Source organism: Streptomyces sp. CMB-StM0423, assembly GCF_002847285.1.
Classification (GTDB): Bacteria; Actinomycetota; Actinomycetes; order Streptomycetales; family Streptomycetaceae; genus Streptomyces.
Map to the genome: position 1 here is coordinate 4,130,428 of NZ_CP025407.1, position 17,135 is coordinate 4,147,562.

Annotated in this window: 15 protein-coding genes and 1 tRNA gene; 14 read left to right on the plus strand and 2 right to left on the minus strand. The window is 71.7% G+C overall.

All coding sequences use genetic code 11. The annotated features are described in order from the left end of the window. Positions 1–115 precede the first annotated feature (115 nt). The 7 genes from CXR04_RS17950 (at position 116) to CXR04_RS17980 (ending at position 8,313) form a co-directional block, all read left to right on the plus strand. Positions 116–979, plus strand: coding sequence for an FhaA domain-containing protein (locus CXR04_RS17950; protein ID WP_101423404.1), 864 nt, complete (start codon positions 116–118; stop codon positions 977–979). Between the two features lie 10 nt (positions 980–989). Next, positions 990–1,496: an FHA domain-containing protein FhaB/FipA gene (locus tag CXR04_RS17955; protein ID WP_027752962.1), complete on the plus strand. Its 507-nt coding sequence runs from the start codon at positions 990–992 to the stop codon at positions 1,494–1,496. A gap of 26 nt (positions 1,497–1,522) precedes the next feature. Next, positions 1,523–3,040, plus strand: a complete 1,518-nt coding sequence (locus CXR04_RS17960) for a PP2C family protein-serine/threonine phosphatase (protein WP_101423405.1) — start codon at positions 1,523–1,525, stop codon at positions 3,038–3,040. Positions 3,041–3,062: 22 nt separating this feature from the next. Beyond that, a complete protein-coding gene (locus CXR04_RS17965) occupies positions 3,063–4,472 on the plus strand; it encodes an FtsW/RodA/SpoVE family cell cycle protein (protein WP_101423406.1) in 1,410 nt (469 codons plus the stop codon). Beyond that, a complete protein-coding gene (locus CXR04_RS17970; protein ID WP_101423407.1) occupies positions 4,469–5,923 on the plus strand; it encodes a peptidoglycan D,D-transpeptidase FtsI family protein in 1,455 nt (484 codons plus the stop codon). Before CXR04_RS17965 ends, CXR04_RS17970 begins: the two co-directional genes overlap by 4 nt. A 293-nt stretch (positions 5,924–6,216) precedes the next feature. Then, positions 6,217–8,169: a Stk1 family PASTA domain-containing Ser/Thr kinase gene (gene pknB, locus CXR04_RS17975; RefSeq protein WP_101423408.1), complete on the plus strand. Its 1,953-nt coding sequence runs from the start codon at positions 6,217–6,219 to the stop codon at positions 8,167–8,169. 71 nt (positions 8,170–8,240) lie between these two features. Next, a tRNA-Ala gene (locus CXR04_RS17980) sits at positions 8,241–8,313 on the plus strand. 158 nt (positions 8,314–8,471) lie between these two features. Here the strand turns inward: CXR04_RS17980 and CXR04_RS17985 are convergent. Continuing rightward, entirely contained in the window at positions 8,472–9,296 is an 825-nt protein-coding gene (locus CXR04_RS17985; RefSeq protein WP_101423409.1) for a DUF5324 family protein, read from the minus strand. 182 nt (positions 9,297–9,478) lie between these two features. Between CXR04_RS17985 and CXR04_RS17990 the strand changes: the two genes are divergently transcribed. Next, a complete protein-coding gene (locus CXR04_RS17990) occupies positions 9,479–10,003 on the plus strand; it encodes a peptidylprolyl isomerase (protein WP_101423410.1) in 525 nt (174 codons plus the stop codon). A gap of 102 nt (positions 10,004–10,105) precedes the next feature. Further along, complete coding sequence (locus tag CXR04_RS17995) at positions 10,106–11,005, plus strand: rhomboid family intramembrane serine protease (RefSeq protein ID WP_101423411.1); 900 nt, start codon at positions 10,106–10,108, stop codon at positions 11,003–11,005. A 311-nt stretch (positions 11,006–11,316) separates the two neighbouring features. On the opposite strand, the gene crgA is transcribed toward CXR04_RS17995, so the two are convergent. Continuing rightward, positions 11,317–11,574, minus strand: a complete 258-nt coding sequence (gene crgA, locus CXR04_RS18000; protein WP_101423412.1) for a cell division protein CrgA — start codon at positions 11,572–11,574, stop codon at positions 11,317–11,319. A 128-nt stretch (positions 11,575–11,702) separates the two neighbouring features. Between crgA and CXR04_RS18005 the strand changes: the two genes are divergently transcribed. From CXR04_RS18005 to CXR04_RS18020, 5 genes are all read left to right on the plus strand, one after another. Next, positions 11,703–12,452, plus strand: coding sequence for a DUF881 domain-containing protein (locus CXR04_RS18005; RefSeq protein WP_101423413.1), 750 nt, complete (start codon positions 11,703–11,705; stop codon positions 12,450–12,452). 192 nt (positions 12,453–12,644) lie between these two features. Beyond that, positions 12,645–12,818, plus strand: coding sequence for a hypothetical protein (locus CXR04_RS35265; protein ID WP_027774183.1), 174 nt, complete (start codon positions 12,645–12,647; stop codon positions 12,816–12,818). Next, positions 12,815–13,537, plus strand: a complete 723-nt coding sequence (locus CXR04_RS18010) for an aminodeoxychorismate/anthranilate synthase component II (protein WP_101423414.1) — start codon at positions 12,815–12,817, stop codon at positions 13,535–13,537. Before CXR04_RS35265 ends, CXR04_RS18010 begins: the two co-directional genes overlap by 4 nt. A 1,010-nt stretch (positions 13,538–14,547) precedes the next feature. Continuing rightward, positions 14,548–16,053 (plus strand): class E sortase, encoded by a 1,506-nt coding sequence (locus CXR04_RS36920; RefSeq protein WP_442802465.1) that lies wholly within the window; start codon positions 14,548–14,550, stop codon positions 16,051–16,053. 48 nt (positions 16,054–16,101) lie between these two features. Next, positions 16,102–17,025, plus strand: coding sequence for a class E sortase (locus tag CXR04_RS18020; protein WP_101423416.1), 924 nt, complete (start codon positions 16,102–16,104; stop codon positions 17,023–17,025). The last annotated feature ends 110 nt before the right edge of the window (positions 17,026–17,135 follow it).

Below are 17,135 nucleotides of genomic sequence, written 5' to 3' on the forward strand. Positions count from 1 at the left end.
GGCGGCGGGGACCGGGAACCAGTCCATTCCCCCGCGCGTGGATACGATCAGCGTGCAGTTTCGAGCAGCATGTTCGAGGGCCCGGCGGGAAGGCCCGTAGGAGAGGAGGTGCCCCGTGGGAGTACTCAAGCGCTTCGAGCAGCGTCTCGAGGGTCTCGTCAACGGCACCTTCGCCAAGGTGTTCAAGTCCGAGGTGCAGCCGGTGGAGATCGCCGGCGCCCTGCAGCGCGAGTGCGACAACAACGCCACGATCTGGAACCGTGAGCGCACCGTCGTGCCCAACGACTTCATCGTGGAGCTGAGCGCCCCCGACTACGACCGGCTCGCTCCCTACTCCGGCCAGCTCGGCGAGGAGCTGGCCGCCATGGTCCGCGACTACGCCCAGCAGCAGCGCTACACCTTCATGGGCCCGATAAAGGTGCACCTGGAGAAGGCCGAGGACCTCGACACGGGCCTCTACCGGATCCGCAGCCGCACCCTGGCAGGCAGCCACTCCCAGGCGCCCGCGCGGGGCCGGCCCGGCGGTGCGCCCACCGCGCCGCCCGGACCCGCGAGCCCCGGCAGCTACGGCTCCCAGCCGAGCGACTACGCCGCCTACGGCCGGCCGCCGCAGCACCAGCCCCCGCCGATGCCCGCGGGCCCGCCGCCAGGACCGCCCGGCGGCGCCCCCGCCGGAGCCCCGCCCGGCGGCGCGCGCCGGCTGCGCCACTGGCTGGAGATCAACGGCGTACGCCACCAGATGACCAGGCAGTCGCTGGTCCTGGGGCGCAGCACGGAAGCCGACGTGCGGATCGACGACCCCGGCGTCTCCCGCCGGCACGCCGAGATCCGTACCTTCGACGGCGGCGCGATGGTGCAGGATCTCGGGTCCACGAACGGCATCGTGGTGGACGACCAGCACACCCAGCGCGCTACGCTCCGCGACGGCTCACGCATCCGCGTGGGCAACACCACCGTCCTCTACCGGCAAGAAGGGTGAAGCGGGGCCGATGTCAGAGCTGACCCTGACGGTCATGCGGCTGGGTTTCCTCGCCGTACTGTGGCTGTTCGTCATCGTCGCCGTACAGGTCATCCGCAGCGACCTGTTCGGCACCCGGGTCACCCGGCGGGCGGCGGCCGCCCAGGACCGGCCGCCACCGCGGCCGCAGGCGCCGCCGCAGGACGCCAGGGGCGGCCGCGGCGGGCGCCGGGGCCAGCGCGGGGCCCCGACCAAACTCGTGGTCACCGAGGGGTCGCTCACGGGCACCACCGTCACCCTGCAGGGGCAGACCATCACCCTGGGACGGGCCCACGATTCGACAATCGTGCTGGACGACGACTACGCCTCCTCGCGGCATGCCAGGATCTATCCGGACCGTGACGGGCGCTGGATCGTGGAGGACCTCGGTTCCACCAACGGCACCTACCTCGACCGGACCCGGCTCACCTCGCCGGTGCCGATCCCGCCCGGCGCACCGATCCGGATCGGCAAGACCGTCATCGAGCTGCGGAAGTAGAAGACCATGACCGGAGGGCGGGCACCATGCGGATGTACCCGGAGCCGACCGGCGAGGTGCGCATGAGCCTCTCTCTGCGCTTCGCCGCCGGGTCGCACGAGGGCATGATCCGTGACCACAACGAGGACTCCGGCTACGCCGGTCCCCGGCTGCTCGCCATCGCCGACGGCATGGGCGGCCAGGCCGCCGGCGAGGTCGCCAGCTCCGAGGTCATCTCCGTCATGGTCGCCCTGGACGAGGACGTCCCGGGCTCCGACCTGCTCACCGCGCTCGGTACGACCGTGGAGCACGCCAACGACCGGCTGCGCCGCATGGTCGAGGAGGACCCGCGCCTGGAGGGCATGGGCACCACGCTCACGGCCCTGCTCTGGACGGGCCAGCGGCTGGGCCTCGTGCACGTCGGCGACTCCCGCGCGTACCTGCTGCGCGACGGTGCGCTGACGCAGATCACCAAGGACCACACCTGGGTGCAGCGGCTCGTCGACGAGAACCGCATCACCGAGGAGGAGGCGACCACCCACCCGCAGCGCTCGCTGCTCATGCGCGCGCTCGGCAGCGGCGACCAGGTCGAGCCCGACCTGTCCATCCGCGAGGTGCGCGCCGGCGACCGCTACCTGGTCTGCTCCGACGGCCTGTCGTCCGTGGTCAGCCACGAGACGATGGAGAACACCCTCGCCGGCTACGCCGGACCGCAGGAGACGGTGCAGGAGCTGATCGAGCTGGCGCTGCGCGGCGGCGGCCCGGACAACATCACCGTCATCATCGCCGACGTCCTGGACGCCGCGGACGACGACACCATGGCCGGCCGGCTCAACGACGCCCCCCTGGTCGTCGGCGCCGTCGCCGAGAACCAGCACCAGATCGACACCGCCGGCATGCAGACCCCGGCCGCCCGCGCCGCGGGCCTCGGCCGGCCCACGCCGCCGCAGGCCGGCGGCTTCGGCCCGGCCGGCGACGGCGGCGACCCGTACGGGCTGTCGTACAACGACGAGGACTTCGTCAAGGCCCCGCCCCGCTTCAAGTGGCTCAAGCGCGGGCTGCTGCTCGCCGTGGTCCTCGGCGGGCTGGGGTTCGGCGGCTACAAGGCGTACGACTGGACCCAGTCCCAGTACTACGTGGGCACGAAGGACGACCACGTCGCCGTGTACCAGGGCATCGACCAGAAGCTCGCCTGGATGAAGCTGTCCTCCGTCCACCAGGACCACCCGGACATCGAGCTCAAGTACCTCCCCGGGTACCAGCAGAAGCGGGTCGAGGACAACATCGCCGAGGAGAGCCTCGGCGACGCCCAGGCGAAGGTGGCCGACCTCCAGGAGCAGGCCGACGTCTGCCGTACGGTCGCGGAGGCCAAGGCCGCCGACTCCCGCGCGCAGGAGGACGAGCGGCGGCAGCAGGAGCAGGAGCAGCAGAACCCCGACAAGCAGGGCGACGCAGCGGACAAGGCCGGAGACAAGGCGGGGGACGAGAAGGCCGAGTCGCCGGCACCCGGAGCCTCGTTGACCGAGGAAGAGCAGAAACTGGCGAGGCAGTGCCCGAACCAATAACCCGTTGGGGGGCGGACCGTACATGAGCAGCAGCCACACCAGCACCATCAGTTCGGTGGCTGCGCCCAGTCGGCGCAACACAGAGCTGGCGATGCTCGTCTTCGCCGTACTGATCCCGGTCTTCGCGTACATCAACGTGGGCCTGGCGAAGGAGGACACGGTCCCCGCCGGCGTCTTCGGCTACGCGGCGGGCCTCGGCTGTCTGGCCGCCGTCGCGCACCTGGTGGTCCGGAAGTTCGCCCCGTACTCCGACCCGCTGCTGCTGCCGATCGCCACCCTTCTCAACGGCCTGGGCCTGGTGCTGATCTGGCGCCTCGACCAGGAGCCGTCGCTGACCACGCCCACCCTCGGCGGCCCGATGGCGCCCGGCCAGCTCATGTGGTCCGCGGTCGGCGTCGGGCTCTTCGTCGTCGTGCTGCTCTTCCTCAAGGACCACCGGGTCCTGCAGCGTTACACGTACATCTCCATGGCCGCGGCGCTGGTCCTGCTGATCATGCCGATGGTGCCGGGTCTGGGCGCGAACGTGAACGGCGCCCGCATCTGGATCCGCATCCCGGGCCTCGGCTCGCTGCAGCCGGGCGAGTTCGCGAAGATCGTCATCGCGGTCTTCTTCGCCGGCTACCTGATGGTCAAGCGGGACGCCCTGGCGCTGGCCAGCCGCCGCTTCATGGGGCTGTACCTGCCGCGCGGCCGCGACCTCGGCCCGATCCTGGTGATCTGGGGCCTCAGCCTCATGATCCTGGTCTTCGAGACCGACCTCGGCACCTCGCTGCTCTTCTTCGGCCTGTTCGTGATCATGCTCTACGTGGCCACGGAGCGCACGAGCTGGATCGTCTTCGGCCTGCTGCTGTCCGCACTCGGCGCGGTCAGCGTGACCTCCTTCAACAGCCACATCGGCGACCGCGTCGACAACTGGCTGAACCCGCTGGCGCGCAGCCCCGTCAACGACGGGGTGACCGAGACCGCGCAGGCGATGTACTCCTTCGGCTCCGGCGGCCTCTTCGGCTCCGGCCTCGGCCAGGGCTTCTCGCGCCTCATCGGCGGCATCGCCACCAAGAGCGACTACATCCTCGCCACCGTCGGCGAGGAGCTGGGCCTGACCGGCCTGATGGCGATCGTCGTCCTCTACGGGCTCCTCATCGAGCGCGGCATGCGCACGGCCCTCGCGGCCCGCGACCCGTTCGGCAAGCTGCTCGCGGTCGGCCTCTCCGGCGCGTTCGCGCTGCAGTGCTTCGTCGTCGCCGGCGGCGTCACCGCGCTCATCCCGCTGACCGGCATGACGATGCCGTTCCTCGCCCAGGGTGGCTCCTCGGTCATCGCCAACTGGGCACTGATCGCCATCCTGCTGCGCATCAGCGACACCGCGCGCAGGCCGGCGCCGGCGCCCGCACCTTCGCCCGACGCCGAGATGACCCAGGTGGTACGCACATGAACAAGCCACTCCGCCGCGTCGCCGTCTTCTGCGGCCTGCTGGTGATAGCCCTGCTCGTCCGGGTCAACTGGATCCAGTTCGTCGAGGCCGACGAGCTGCGCAACCACGAGGACAACCGGCGCGTGGCCATCGAGCGCTACGCCCACCCCCGGGGCAACATCATCGTCGGTGACAAGGCGATCACCGGCTCGACCGAGACCTCGGGCAGCGACTTCAAGTACAAGCGCACCTACAAGGACGGCCCCCTGTGGGCCCCCGTCACCGGCTACGCCTCCCAGGCGTTCGGCGCCAACCAGTTGGAGGCGCTGAACGACGGCATCCTCACCGGCAACGACGACCGGCTGTTCTTCAACCGCACGATCGACATGATCACCGGCAAGGACAAGAAGGGCGGCAACGTCGTCACCACCCTCGACGCGAACGTGCAGAAGGCCGCGTTCGAGGGGCTCGGCGACCGCAAGGGCGCCGTCGCCGCCATCGACCCGGAGACCGGCGCGATCCTCGGCCTGGCCAGCAGCCCCAGCTACGACCCGTCCTCCTTCGCGGGCAACTCCAACAAGGACTCGAAGAACTGGGTGGAGCTGGACAAGGACAAGGACAAGCCGATGCTCAACCGGGCGCTGCGCGAGACGTACCCGCCCGGTTCGACGTTCAAGGTCGTCACCGCCGCGGCGGCACTGGAGAGCGGCAAGTACGACATGGACGAGCCGACCGGCGCCCCCGAGACGTACAAGCTGCCGCTGTCGACCAACACCCTGGGCAACGAGGTCAAGGGCGTGTGCGAGGACGCCACCCTGCGCGAGGCGCTGCAGTGGTCCTGCAACTCGGTCTACGCGATGCTCAGCGACAAGGTCGGCAACGAGGGCATGATCGAGATGTCCGAGAAGTTCGGCTTCGGCAACGCCGAGCTGGACACCCCGGTCCGCGCCGCCGAGAGCATCTACCCGGAGATGGACCGCCCGCAGAACGCCATGGGCGGCATCGGCCAGGCGTCCAACCGCGCGACGCCGCTGCAGATGGCGATGGTCGCCTCGGCCGTCGCCAACGACGGCGAGCTGATGAAGCCGTACATGGTCGAGAAGCTGGTCGCGCCGAACCTCAACGACATCGAGGTGACGCAGCCGCAGACGCTGAGCGAGCCGCTGTCCGGCGAGAACGCGCAGAAGATGCAGCAGATGATGGAGACCGTCGTCAACGAGGGCACGGGCTCCAACGCCAAGATCGACGGGGCCACCGTCGGCGGCAAGACGGGTACCGCACAGCACGGCATCGACAACCGCGACCTGCCGTACGCCTGGTTCATCTCGTACGCCAAGGACCCCGACAGCGACAAGCAGATCGCCGTCGCCGTCGTCGTCGAGGACGCGAGCGCGAACCGCGACGACATCTCCGGTGGCGGCGTCGCGGCGCCGATCGCGAAGAGCGTCATGGAAGCCGGTCTTGGGCGGTAGCGGACCGCACGCAAGCGGAACGCAGGCGGGGAACGGAAGGGTGAGGAGTGGAGCGGCGGGGGATGTCACCCGGGGGAAGTGTGCCGGGAAAGTGACCGCATGAAGGGAACCGCGGAGCGGGTGCGCGGCGTCACCCGATAGCGGTCGGATACCGGTCGGATATCGGCTGACGGTCTGGCCCGAACGGTGTCATCCGCGCCCGGTACGGTATGCCGAGCAGCACGAGCCGGACACCCCGTGCCGACGCTCCACTTCGGCACGGGAGCAGGAACGGAAGAGGGCTGGGAGAAGCTATGGAAGAGCCGCGTCGCCTCGGCGGGCGGTACGAGCTGGGCCAGGTGCTCGGCCGCGGCGGGATGGCCGAGGTGTACCTCGCCCACGACACCCGCCTCGGCCGCACGGTCGCGGTCAAGACGCTGCGCGCCGACATGGCCCGCGACCCCTCGTTCCAGGCCCGCTTCCGCCGCGAGGCCCAGTCCGCCGCCTCCCTGAACCATCCCGCCATCGTCGCCGTGTACGACACCGGCGAGGACTACATCGACAGCGTCTCCATTCCGTACATCGTCATGGAGTACGTCGACGGCTCCACGCTGCGCGAGCTGCTGCACTCCGGGCGCAAGCTGCTGCCCGAGCGCACGCTGGAGATGTGCACCGGCATCCTCCAGGCCCTGGAGTACTCGCACCGCAGCGGCATCGTCCACCGCGACATCAAGCCGGCGAACGTCATGCTGACGCGCACCGGCCAGGTCAAGGTCATGGACTTCGGCATCGCCCGTGCGATGGGCGACTCCGGCATGACGATGACGCAGACCGCCGCGGTCATCGGCACCGCACAGTACCTCTCCCCCGAGCAGGCCAAGGGCGAGCAGGTCGACGCCCGCTCCGACCTCTACTCGACGGGCTGCCTGCTGTACGAGCTGCTGACCGGCCGGCCGCCGTTCGTCGGCGACTCCCCGGTGGCGGTGGCGTACCAGCACGTACGCGAGGAGGCGCCGCCGCCGAGCACGTTCGACCCCGAGGTCACGCCCGAGATGGACGCCATCGTGATGAAGGCGCTCGTCAAGGACCCGGACTACCGGTACCAGAGCGCCGACGAGATGCGCGCCGACATCGACGCCGCGCTGGAGGGCCTGCCCGTCGCGGCGGCCGCCGCGATGGGCGCCGTCGGCTACGGCGGCGACAACCCGACCACCGCCATGACCCCGCAGAACGGCTACGGCACCTCGATGCTGCCGCCCGCGCGGGACGACGACGGCGGCATGGGCTACGACGACCGCGGCCAGGGCCGCCGCCGGCAGCAGAAGCGCAGCGGCGCGACGTCGACGGTACTGCTGATCCTCGCCGGCATCCTGGTGCTCGTGGGTGCCATCTTCATCGGCAAGTCCATCTTCGGCGACCAGGGGGCGGACCCGGTCAAGGTGCCGAACGTCGTCGGCGAGAAGTTCGCGGACGCCCAGAACTCCATGAGCAACGTCAAGCTCACCCTGACCAAGTCCGGCGAGGAGCGCTGCGACGAGCCCAAGGGCACGGTGTGCAGCACCAACCCGCCGGCCGGCGAGGACGTCGACCGCGGTTCGACGGTCACGGCGGTCGTCTCCAAGGGCTCGGGCACGCAGCAGGTCACCGTCCCGAACGTGGAGGGCGTCGACGCCGACGAGGCCGAGGACACCCTGCGGGAGGCGAGCTTCGACGTCGAGCAGGTGGAGCAGGAGTCCAGCGAGCCGGAGGGGCAGGTGCTGAGCCAGGACCCCGCGGGCGACACCAAGGCCCCGAAGAACTCCCTCGTCACGCTCACCGTCGCGGCCGCCCCGGAGGAGACGGAGCCGGCGGCGATCAACATCCCGCGGGTCATCGACCTGTCGTACGAGGACGCGAAGTCGACCCTGGAGGGCCAGGGCTTCGTCGTCTCGCGCACCGACCAGCAGACGGCCGACGCCGCCCCGGAGACGGTCATCGCGCAGAGCCCGGAGGGCGGCACGGCGGCCACGGAGGGCGACACGGTCACGGTGACCGTCGCCGTCGAGCCGGACGAGCCGGAAACGCTGACGGTGCCGACGGACCTGGCCAACAAGACCGTCGGGGAGGCGAAGGCCCAGTTGGAGGGCATGGGCCTGGTCGTCGGCTTCATCCCCGGCACCCCCTCGGACGACGCCGCGATCGTCATGGCGCACGACCCGCCGGCGGGCACCGAGGTGGAGCCGGGCAGCACCGTGAACCTGGTCACGCGGCCGGGCGACGGCGAGTAGGCCGACTCCCGGCCGCGTGGATCAGCGCGATGCGAGCGCCCCCGCCGAGCGGGTAGGCTGGGGGCCGCTTCGGGGCCTTAGCTCAGTTGGTAGAGCGCTGTCTTTGCATGGCAGATGTCAGGAGTTCGACTCTCCTAGGCTCCACGATCTGCACCGCGGACCGGATGCATGCGAACGCCCTCCGGAAGGGATCTTCCGGAGGGCGTTCGCATGCGGAGTGAAGACGTCCCCGTGGTGACCTCCGCGGCGACTTCGGCGTGATCGACGTCACCAGACCCGACGGCTCGGATCGTCACTCGCCGTCAGAGGTCGTCCTCGCGTTCGTAGTACGCGCGGCCGGTGTCCGTGGGCTCGCCCGCCTCCGAGCGGGCCGTGCCGCCGCCCTCGGCGTCCATGTCCGCCGCCGCCTGGCGGGCCTCGGCGTCCGCGTCCCGGCCGGCGTCGGCGCGGTCGATGCGGGTCTCGCGGTCCATGTACTCGGTGTCGTCGACGATCCGGGTGGTGGAGGCGTCGCTGCCGGGTTCCGTGGCCTCCGGGGGTTCGACCATCCAGTCCGGGTTGACCTGGCGGTCCCACCAGCGCCAGGCGGCGACCGCCGCGGCGCCGAGGGCGCCGACGACGGCGGTGCGCTTGACCGTACGGCCGACGACCGCGCGGCGGTGGCGCCTGCGCGCCAGCCGGTCGATCTCCGCCGGGCTCACCTCGCCACGCAGCGCCGACAGCGCCGCGGTGCCGCGGGCGGCGGCCTGTCTGGTCACCGGGCCCGCGGCGGCCTTCGTCGCGACCGCCGCGGCCTTCGTCGCCGCGGCGGCGCCCAGGACGCGCGGGGCGGCGTACGCCGCCGCCTCGCGCGCCCGGCGGGCCACGTCGGAGGCGGTCCTGTCCAGCTCGTCGGGCACCGCCTCGCGCACCTTCCGCACCTGGGGCTCCAGGTGGGCGCCGTACGCCACCTGGGCGTTCGCGGCCATGTCGGAGACCATCGGGCGGAAGCGCCCGAACGCCTCGTGCGCCATGTGGGCGCACTGGTCCCTGGCGGTGGCGGCGTACGGCGCCACCGCCTCGGCCGCCTGCTGCACGCTCTGCTTCGCCGTGTCAGTGGCCGTGCGCGCACCGTTCTTGCGGGTCACGGATCTCTCCTTCGTACGGGACGGGTGGCACTGTGCGCCTGTTCACCTGCGTACAGATCATGCCCGGATTCAACCGTTTAAGCATGTTATGTCACGCCGGTCACTTGGCAGGAGGCTGGGGATCGCCCGGGCGGGCGTGCGAGGATCGGGGGACGCAAATGAATCCGTAAGGAAGGCACATCGTGGCCGAGCAGCTCTACGCCACCCTGAAGACGAACCACGGCGACATCGAGGTGAAGCTCCTGCCGAACCACGCGCCGAAGACGGTGCAGAACTTCGTCGGGCTCGCCACCGGCGAGCGCGAGTGGACCCACCCGGCGACGGGCAAGGTCTCCACCGAGCGTCTGTACGACGGCACCGTGTTCCACCGCGTCATCAGCGGCTTCATGATCCAGGGCGGTGACCCGCTGGGCAACGGCACCGGCGGCCCCGGCTACGAGTTCGGTGACGAGTTCCACCCGGACCTGGCCTTCGACCGCCCGTACCTGCTGGCGATGGCGAACGCCGGGCCCGGCACCAACGGCTCGCAGTTCTTCATCACCGTGGCGCCGACCGCCTGGCTGACCGGCAAGCACACCATCTTCGGTGAGGTCGCCGACGAGGCCGGCAAGAAGGTCGTCGACGAGATCGCGGCCGTCCGGACGAAGCGGGCCGACCGCCCCGAGAAGGACGTGGTCATCGAGTCCGTGGAGATCACGCGCCGCTGACCCCGGGAACCTGAGCGCCCCGCCCGTCGTACCACCAGCAGGTGAGTCGACGGGCGGGAGTGCGGGGCGGGGCGTGCGGAGAACCAGAGGGGACGCGGGGCAATGACGGACCAGGCGCCGGGAGGGGCGGAGAGACCGGCCGAGGACAGCGGGCTGCCGGGCTGCTACCGGCACCCGGACCGCGAGACCGGCGTGCGCTGCGTCCGCTGCGACCGGCCCATCTGCCCGGAGTGCATGATAAGCGCGTCGGTCGGCTTCCAGTGCCCCGAGTGCGTCCACGGCGGCTCGGGTACGGGCTCCGCGCCGGGCGCCGCCGCGCCCCGTACGCTCGCGGGCGGCGTCATGTCGGAGGACCCGCGGCTCATCACCAAGATCATCCTGGGTCTCAACCTCGCGGTCTTCCTCGCCGTGCTCACCGGCGGCGACCGGGTCAGCGACCCGATGCTCCTCGTCGGGAAAGCGATCTTCTCCTTCGGCGGGCCGCTCGAAGGCGTCGCAGAGGGCCAGTACTACCGGCTGCTCAGCTCCGTCTTCCTGCACGAGGAAGTCGCCCACATCGTGCTGAACATGCTGGCGCTGTGGTTCCTCGGGCCGCCGCTGGAGGCCGCGCTCGGCCGGCTGCGGTTCGTCACGCTCTACGTGCTCTCCGGCCTCGGCGGCAGCGCGCTGTTCTACCTGGTCGCCGCGCCCAACGACGCCGCCCTCGGCGCCTCCGGCGCCATCTTCGGCCTCTTCGGCGCCACCGCGGTGCTGGTGCGCCGGATGAACTACGACATGCGGCCCGTGCTGGTGCTGCTGGCGATCAACCTGGTCTTCACCTTCACCTGGTCGGGCATCGCCTGGCAGGGCCACATCGGCGGGCTGGTGATCGGCACGGCCGTCGCGTACGGGTTCGTGCACGCGCCCCGCGACAAGCGGGTCCTGGTGCAGCGGGCGGTGGCGGCGGCGGCGCTGCTGGCGATCGTCGCGGTGGTCGTGATCCGCACCCTGCAACTGACGTAGCGCCCGCCGCGGCGGGCCTCGTAACCTCCGGGCCGCAGCCGCGTTGAGAGGGGTGGGGCAAGCAGCCACGCCCGAAGTTGTCCACAGGTAGTCAGCGACCCTGTGCGTACCGTGGGGACAGCCGTTCGATATCGAACACCCCTGCGTTTTCCTTGACAGGTCGCGGAATCACCGCTGGTCCGGACGGTGTACCGCGGTCGGACCGGCGTCAATGCCACTGAGGTTATCCACAGATCTTCTGCTTTCTGCACAGCATGTGGATGACCTGTGGATAACTCTGCCCGCGGCGGGCCGCGAGGGGGTGGCGGTGGCTACTTCCACTGCGTGGAGACGACGAACCCCGCGAGGATGAAGCCGAAGCCGACCACGATGTTCCAGTTGCCGATCGCTTCGAGCGGCAGGTCCCCGGTGGTGACGTAGAACACGACGATCCAGGCGAGTCCGACGACGAACAGCGCCAGCATCAGCGGCGCCACCCAGCTCCTGCCGGTGCCAGACAGTTTGAACTCGCCCGACTTCGCCGGCGGCGGGGTGTAATCGGCCTTCTTACGGATCCGTGACTTCGGCACGAGAGACTCTCCTGTCGACGCTGCGGTTGCGGGCCTGACGGGGAGGCCCCGAGCCGCGGGGGCGGCTCCTTCCCCGGGCGTGTCCGTTAGCGTAGTCCTTCCACCGGGGGTAAGGAGACAAGGGTACGGTGACCAATTCCGCTCGGCGGCTCCGTATCAGGCCCGCACGGCTGTTCACCTTCGCCGCCTTCGCCCTCGCCGGGCTGATCTTCTGGACCAGCTTCAACACCGCGCAGGGCACCAACCTGCGCACCGACGACTCCATGCTCCGGCTCACCGACCTCATCTACGAGCGCGACCGCGCCAACCAGCGCCTCGACGGCGGCAACGCCTCCCTCCGCGAGGACGTCGACTCCCTCGCCGAGCGCGACCACGGCGCCGGCACCGCCCCCGGCAAGGAGCTCCGGGAGGCGGAGCGGGCGGCCGGGGCCACCGAGGTCGACGGCGCCGGGCTCACGGTGACGCTCACCGACGCCCCGCCGGACGCCACCCCGCTCATCCCCGGCGTGCCCGACCCCACGCCGGACACCCTCGTCGTGCACCAGCAGGATCTGCAGGCCGTCGTCAACGCCCTGTGGGCGGGCGGCGCGGAGGGCATCCGGGTCATGGACCAGCGGCTGATCTCCACCAGCGCGGTGCGCTGCGTCGGCAACACCCTGATCCTCCAGGGCCGGGTGTACTCACCCCCGTACAAGATCACCGCGGTCGGCGACCGGCAGGATCTCCAGGCCGCCCTGGACACTGAGCCCGCGGTGCAGAACTATCTGCGCTACGTCGAGGCGTACGGCCTCGGCTACGAGGTCGACCGACACGATTCGGTGACGCTGCCCGGCTACTCCGGCACCGTCGGCCTGCACCACGCCCGCCCCGTGGAGTGACCACTCCCACGTCCCCCCGGTTGGTGACGCGGGCGAAGCCCGCCGCTTCGCGGGGCACGTGTCGTTAGTCTGGTGACTCGTACGGACGAATTCGGCAGCGGCACAAGGCCACACGCGGGCCGCGGACGGGCCACGCAAAGGCAGCGGCAAGGCAACGCAAGGACAACGGCGAAGATCGGCGAAGAGGGACGCATGTACGGCTGGATCTGGCGGCATCTGCCGGGCAACGCGCTGGTACGGGCGCTGATCTCGCTCATCCTCGTCCTCGGCATCGTCTTCCTCCTCTTCCAGTACGTGTTCCCCTGGGCCGAACCGCTGCTGCCGTTCAACGACGTCACCGTCGACGAGGGAGCCGCCCGGCGATGAGCGCGCGCATTCTGGTCGTGGACAACTACGACAGCTTCGTCTTCAACCTGGTCCAGTACCTGTGCCAGCTCGACGCCTCGTGCGAGGTGCTGCGCAACGACGAGGTGACGCCGCAGCACGCGGACGACGGCTTCGACGGCGTGCTGCTGTCCCCCGGGCCCGGCACCCCGGAGCAGGCCGGGGTGTGCGTCGACATGGTGCGGCACTGCGCGGAGCGCGGGCTGCCGGTGTTCGGGGTCTGCCTCGGGCTGCAGTCGATGGCGGTCGCGTACGGCGGTGTGGTCGGCCGGGCGCCGGAGTTGCTGCACGGCAAGACCTCGCCGGTGACGCACGGCGGCGCGGGCGTGTTCGCCGGGCTGCCGTCGCCGTTCACGGCGACGCGGTACCACTCGCTGGCCGTCGAGCGGGAGTCGCTGCCCGACGAGCTGGCAGTCACGGCGGAGACGGACAGCGGCCTGGTGATGGGGCTGCGCCACCGCGATCTGCCGGTGGAGGGCGTGCAGTTCCACCCGGAGTCGGTGCTGACGGAGTGGGGGCACCGGATGCTGGCGAACTGGCTGGCCGAGTGCGGCGACGGCGGGGCCGTCGAGCGGTCGGCGGGGCTGGCGCCGGTGACGGGCGGTTTCGCGACGGGCTCGGCACGCGGCCCGGCACCCGAGGTGGCGCCCGTGGGCGGGTTGGCGCCTGCGGGCGGCGGGGCGGCCGGGACCGCGGGGTGACCGACACCCGGCCGGACGACAACGCACCGGGGCGCGCTGAGGAGCGCGAACCGGGGCGCGAAGCGCGTTACCGCGGCTTCCATGACTCAAGCGCCCCCGGCCGGCCGGCGGGTGACGCCGGGGACCCGCTCACCGACCCGCAGTCCGGCGGCCGGCCGCCGCTGCCGCGCAGGGACACGTCGGGAGCGAGCGGGCGGGCGGGGCCGGGGTCCGGTGGCCCGGGTGGTGCCGGGGGCCGCGGCCAGGGCGCCGGGGTGTCCGGCGCGGGTGCCGGGTCGTCCGGTACGCGGCCGGGGTTCGGCTCCGGTACGGGGCCGGAGCCCGCCGGTTACGGCGCGGGCACCGGGGGCGGCTCCGGGACGTACGAACCGGGGCTGGGCGGCCGGGGCCGGGGGCCCGGAGGCTACGGCGCCGGGGGCGGCGGGCAGGATCCGCTGGAGCAGGGCCACCTGCCCGAGTACGCCCACCGCAACCCGCTCCGCGGCGACCCCCTGCCGCCGCCGCGCAGCGCCGACGCGGGACCGGGGCAGGAGCAGGGCGCACAGCCGCCGCAGGGGCAGGGTCCTTTCACACAGCAGCAGTACCCGCAGGACCAGCCCTCGCAGCCGCAGACCGCCCACCCGCAGCCGCACGTGCCGCGGCAGGAGCCCGTCGCCGCGGACGGCCCGCGGCCGCGGCCGCTGGAGCGGCCGGAGTCGCCGACCTCGGCGGTCTCCCGTTGGTTCCGCCCGCACACCCCGCCGGACGGCCGCGATCCGTACGCCGTCCCCGCCGACTACCCGCGCCCCGCGGACCCTTCGCAGGGCACCCCGCGAAACGATCCGCCGCCCCACGACGCCCACCACCCCGACGGCTACGCGCCCACCCCGGACTCCGCCCCGCACGCCCACCGGCCGGACGACCGCGCCGCCCCCGGCGCCCACGCATCCCCGGCGTACCCCGCGCGCGCCGATGCGCCGGACGGCCAGACGGCGATCGTGCCGCAGGGGGGGACCGCGGCGCAGTACCCGATGTCGTCGTACGACGCGGGCCACCCGTCCCCGTACGCGGAGGCGCCGCAGGCGGCCGCGTACGGGCAGAGCGCCTCCGCGTACACCCCGCAGGGCCCGGCGGCGTACGACCCGCAGCTCCTCGGCTACGACCAGGCCCCCGCCGACCCCCTCGGCGCCTCCTACCCCGCGGTGACCGGCGACCCGCTGACCGACCCCCTCGACCCGGCACCCCCCACCGGCCGCAGGGCCAGGACCGGCGACCCCCTCACCGATCCGCTCGACCCGCCCGCCGCGCAGGCCACCACCCCCGCCCCCAACCCCGCCCCGCGCCGCCACGCCGGGCGGCCCGCCGTCGAGGAGCAGCAGCAGGAGCCGTACCGCGCGCCCGCCCACGGCCGGCACGCCGGAGGCGCCGCCCCGGCGGGCGCCGCCGAAGGCGCGGCCGCCGGCGCCGCCCCCTCGGGCCACCGCGACCCCTCCCCCTGGGGCGACCTCTCCGCCGCAGCCCACGCCGGCGCCCCCGCCACGGCCGACCCCGCCCAGGCCCAGACGGCGCAGCCCCATGCCCGGCAGCAGGCCCGGCAACAGACCCAGGTACAGGCACCGGCTCCGGCACCTCCCCCCGCCGCCCGTATCCCCGACCAGGCCGCGAACGGCGACCAGCGCCTCACCTGGGGCACCGCCCCCGCCTCCCGCCGCCGCGGCATAGCTGATGACGGCCGCGAAGGACGCGGCGACCGCGAGGACCGCACCGTTCAGACGATGTCCCTGAACGTCGCCCGCGCGCTGGGCACCCGCATGTCCGCCCGCAAGGCCGCCCGCGCCGCCAAGCAGCAGCGCACCGTGCTGCTCAGCCGCATCACCGGCGAGGCGTTCATCACCCTGGGCGTGCTGATGCTCCTCTTCGTCGTGTATCAGCTCTGGTGGACCAACGTCCTCGCCGACCGCGAGTCCCGGCAGGAGGCCCAGCAACTGGAGGAGCAGTGGAAGCGCGGCGACGGCGCGGGCAAGGAGGACGCCCGCGACCCGGGGGCGTTCGAGGCCGGCGAGGGCTTCGCGATCATGCATATCCCGTCGCTGGACGTGAACCGGCCGGTAGCCCAGGGCATCAACAAGCAGAAGGTCCTGGACCGCGGCCTTCTCGGCCACTACTCGGAGGGCGACCTCAAGACCGCGATGCCGTGGGACGAGAAGGGGAACTTCGCGGTCGCCGGGCACCGCAACACCCACGGCGAGCCCTTCCGGTACATCAACCGGCTGGAGAAGGGCGAGGAGATCATCGTCGAGACCAAGGACACGTACTACATCTACGAGGTGTCCAGCACGCTCCCGTCGACTTCGCCCTCGAACACCGATGTCATCGACCCGGTGCCCGAGGGGTCGGGATTCACCGGGCCGGGCCGCTACGTCACACTAACGACCTGTACACCTGAGTACACGTCCAAATATCGGCTTATTGTCTGGGGCAAGATGATCGAGGAGCGTCCGCGCAGCGAGGGCAAGCCCGACGCGCTCATGGACTGAGCGGTACGGGCGGCCGGAGGCCGGCGGGACGGAACGAACGGGGAAGCGGTGGCAGCGACGGACGATGAGCGGGAGAGCAGACCCGCAGCGGAGGCCGCGGGAGAGGCTGCGCCGAAAGCCCAGGAGCCGGAGGAGCCCGGAGAAGAAGCGGCCGGGGAGAAGGCGGCGGAGCCCGTAGCCGGCGAAGGAGCGAAGGGCGGAGCCGGAGAAGCGGCCGAGCCCGTACGGGACGAAGGGGAGGCCGCAGAAGGAGAGGAAGAAGCAGCGGCCCCGCCCCGCCCCCGTCCCCGCGGCCTGCTCGCCGGGGCCGTCAGCCTCTTCGGCGAGGTGCTGATCACCGTCGGCGTCCTGATGGCCCTCTTCGTCGTCTACTCCCTGTACTGGACCAACGTCCAGGCCAACCGCGAAGCCGGCCGCATGACCGACGACCTCCGCGACTCCTGGGAGAACACCCCGGACGACGGCAAGCCCCGCCCCGTGGACATCGGCGACCTCAAGGGCGGCATCGGCTTCCTGCACGTGCCCGCGATGGAGGAGAACATCCTCGTCCGCAAGGGCACGGCGACCGACGACCTCAACAAGGGCGTCGCCGGCTACTACACCGAGCCGAGGAAGTCGGCCATGCCCTGGGACCGCCGCGGCAACTTCACGCTCGCCGCGCACCGCGACGGGCACGGCGCGAAGTTCCACGACATCCACCGCATCGATGAGGGCGACCCGATCGTCTTCGAGACCAAGGACCGGTGGTACGTCTACAAGACCTACGCCGTGCTCTCCGAGACGTCGAAGTACAACACCGGCGTGCTGGACAAGATCCCGGAGGAGTCCGGGAAGACGAAGCCGGGGCGGTACATCACGCTCACCACGTGCACCCCGATGTACACCTCCCGGCACCGCTACGTGGTCTGGGGCGAGCTGGAGCGCGTGGACCGCGTCGACGAGGAGCGCACCCCGCCGCCCGAGCTGTCCTGAGCCCCCCGGCGGGTGCCCGGAGTGGCACGCGTAGACCGTCGCGGACGTGGAAGAACGCGTCCCGGTTATCTCACCTCCCCGAGGTCTGTCTGGGGGCGGTCCCGCTCCGT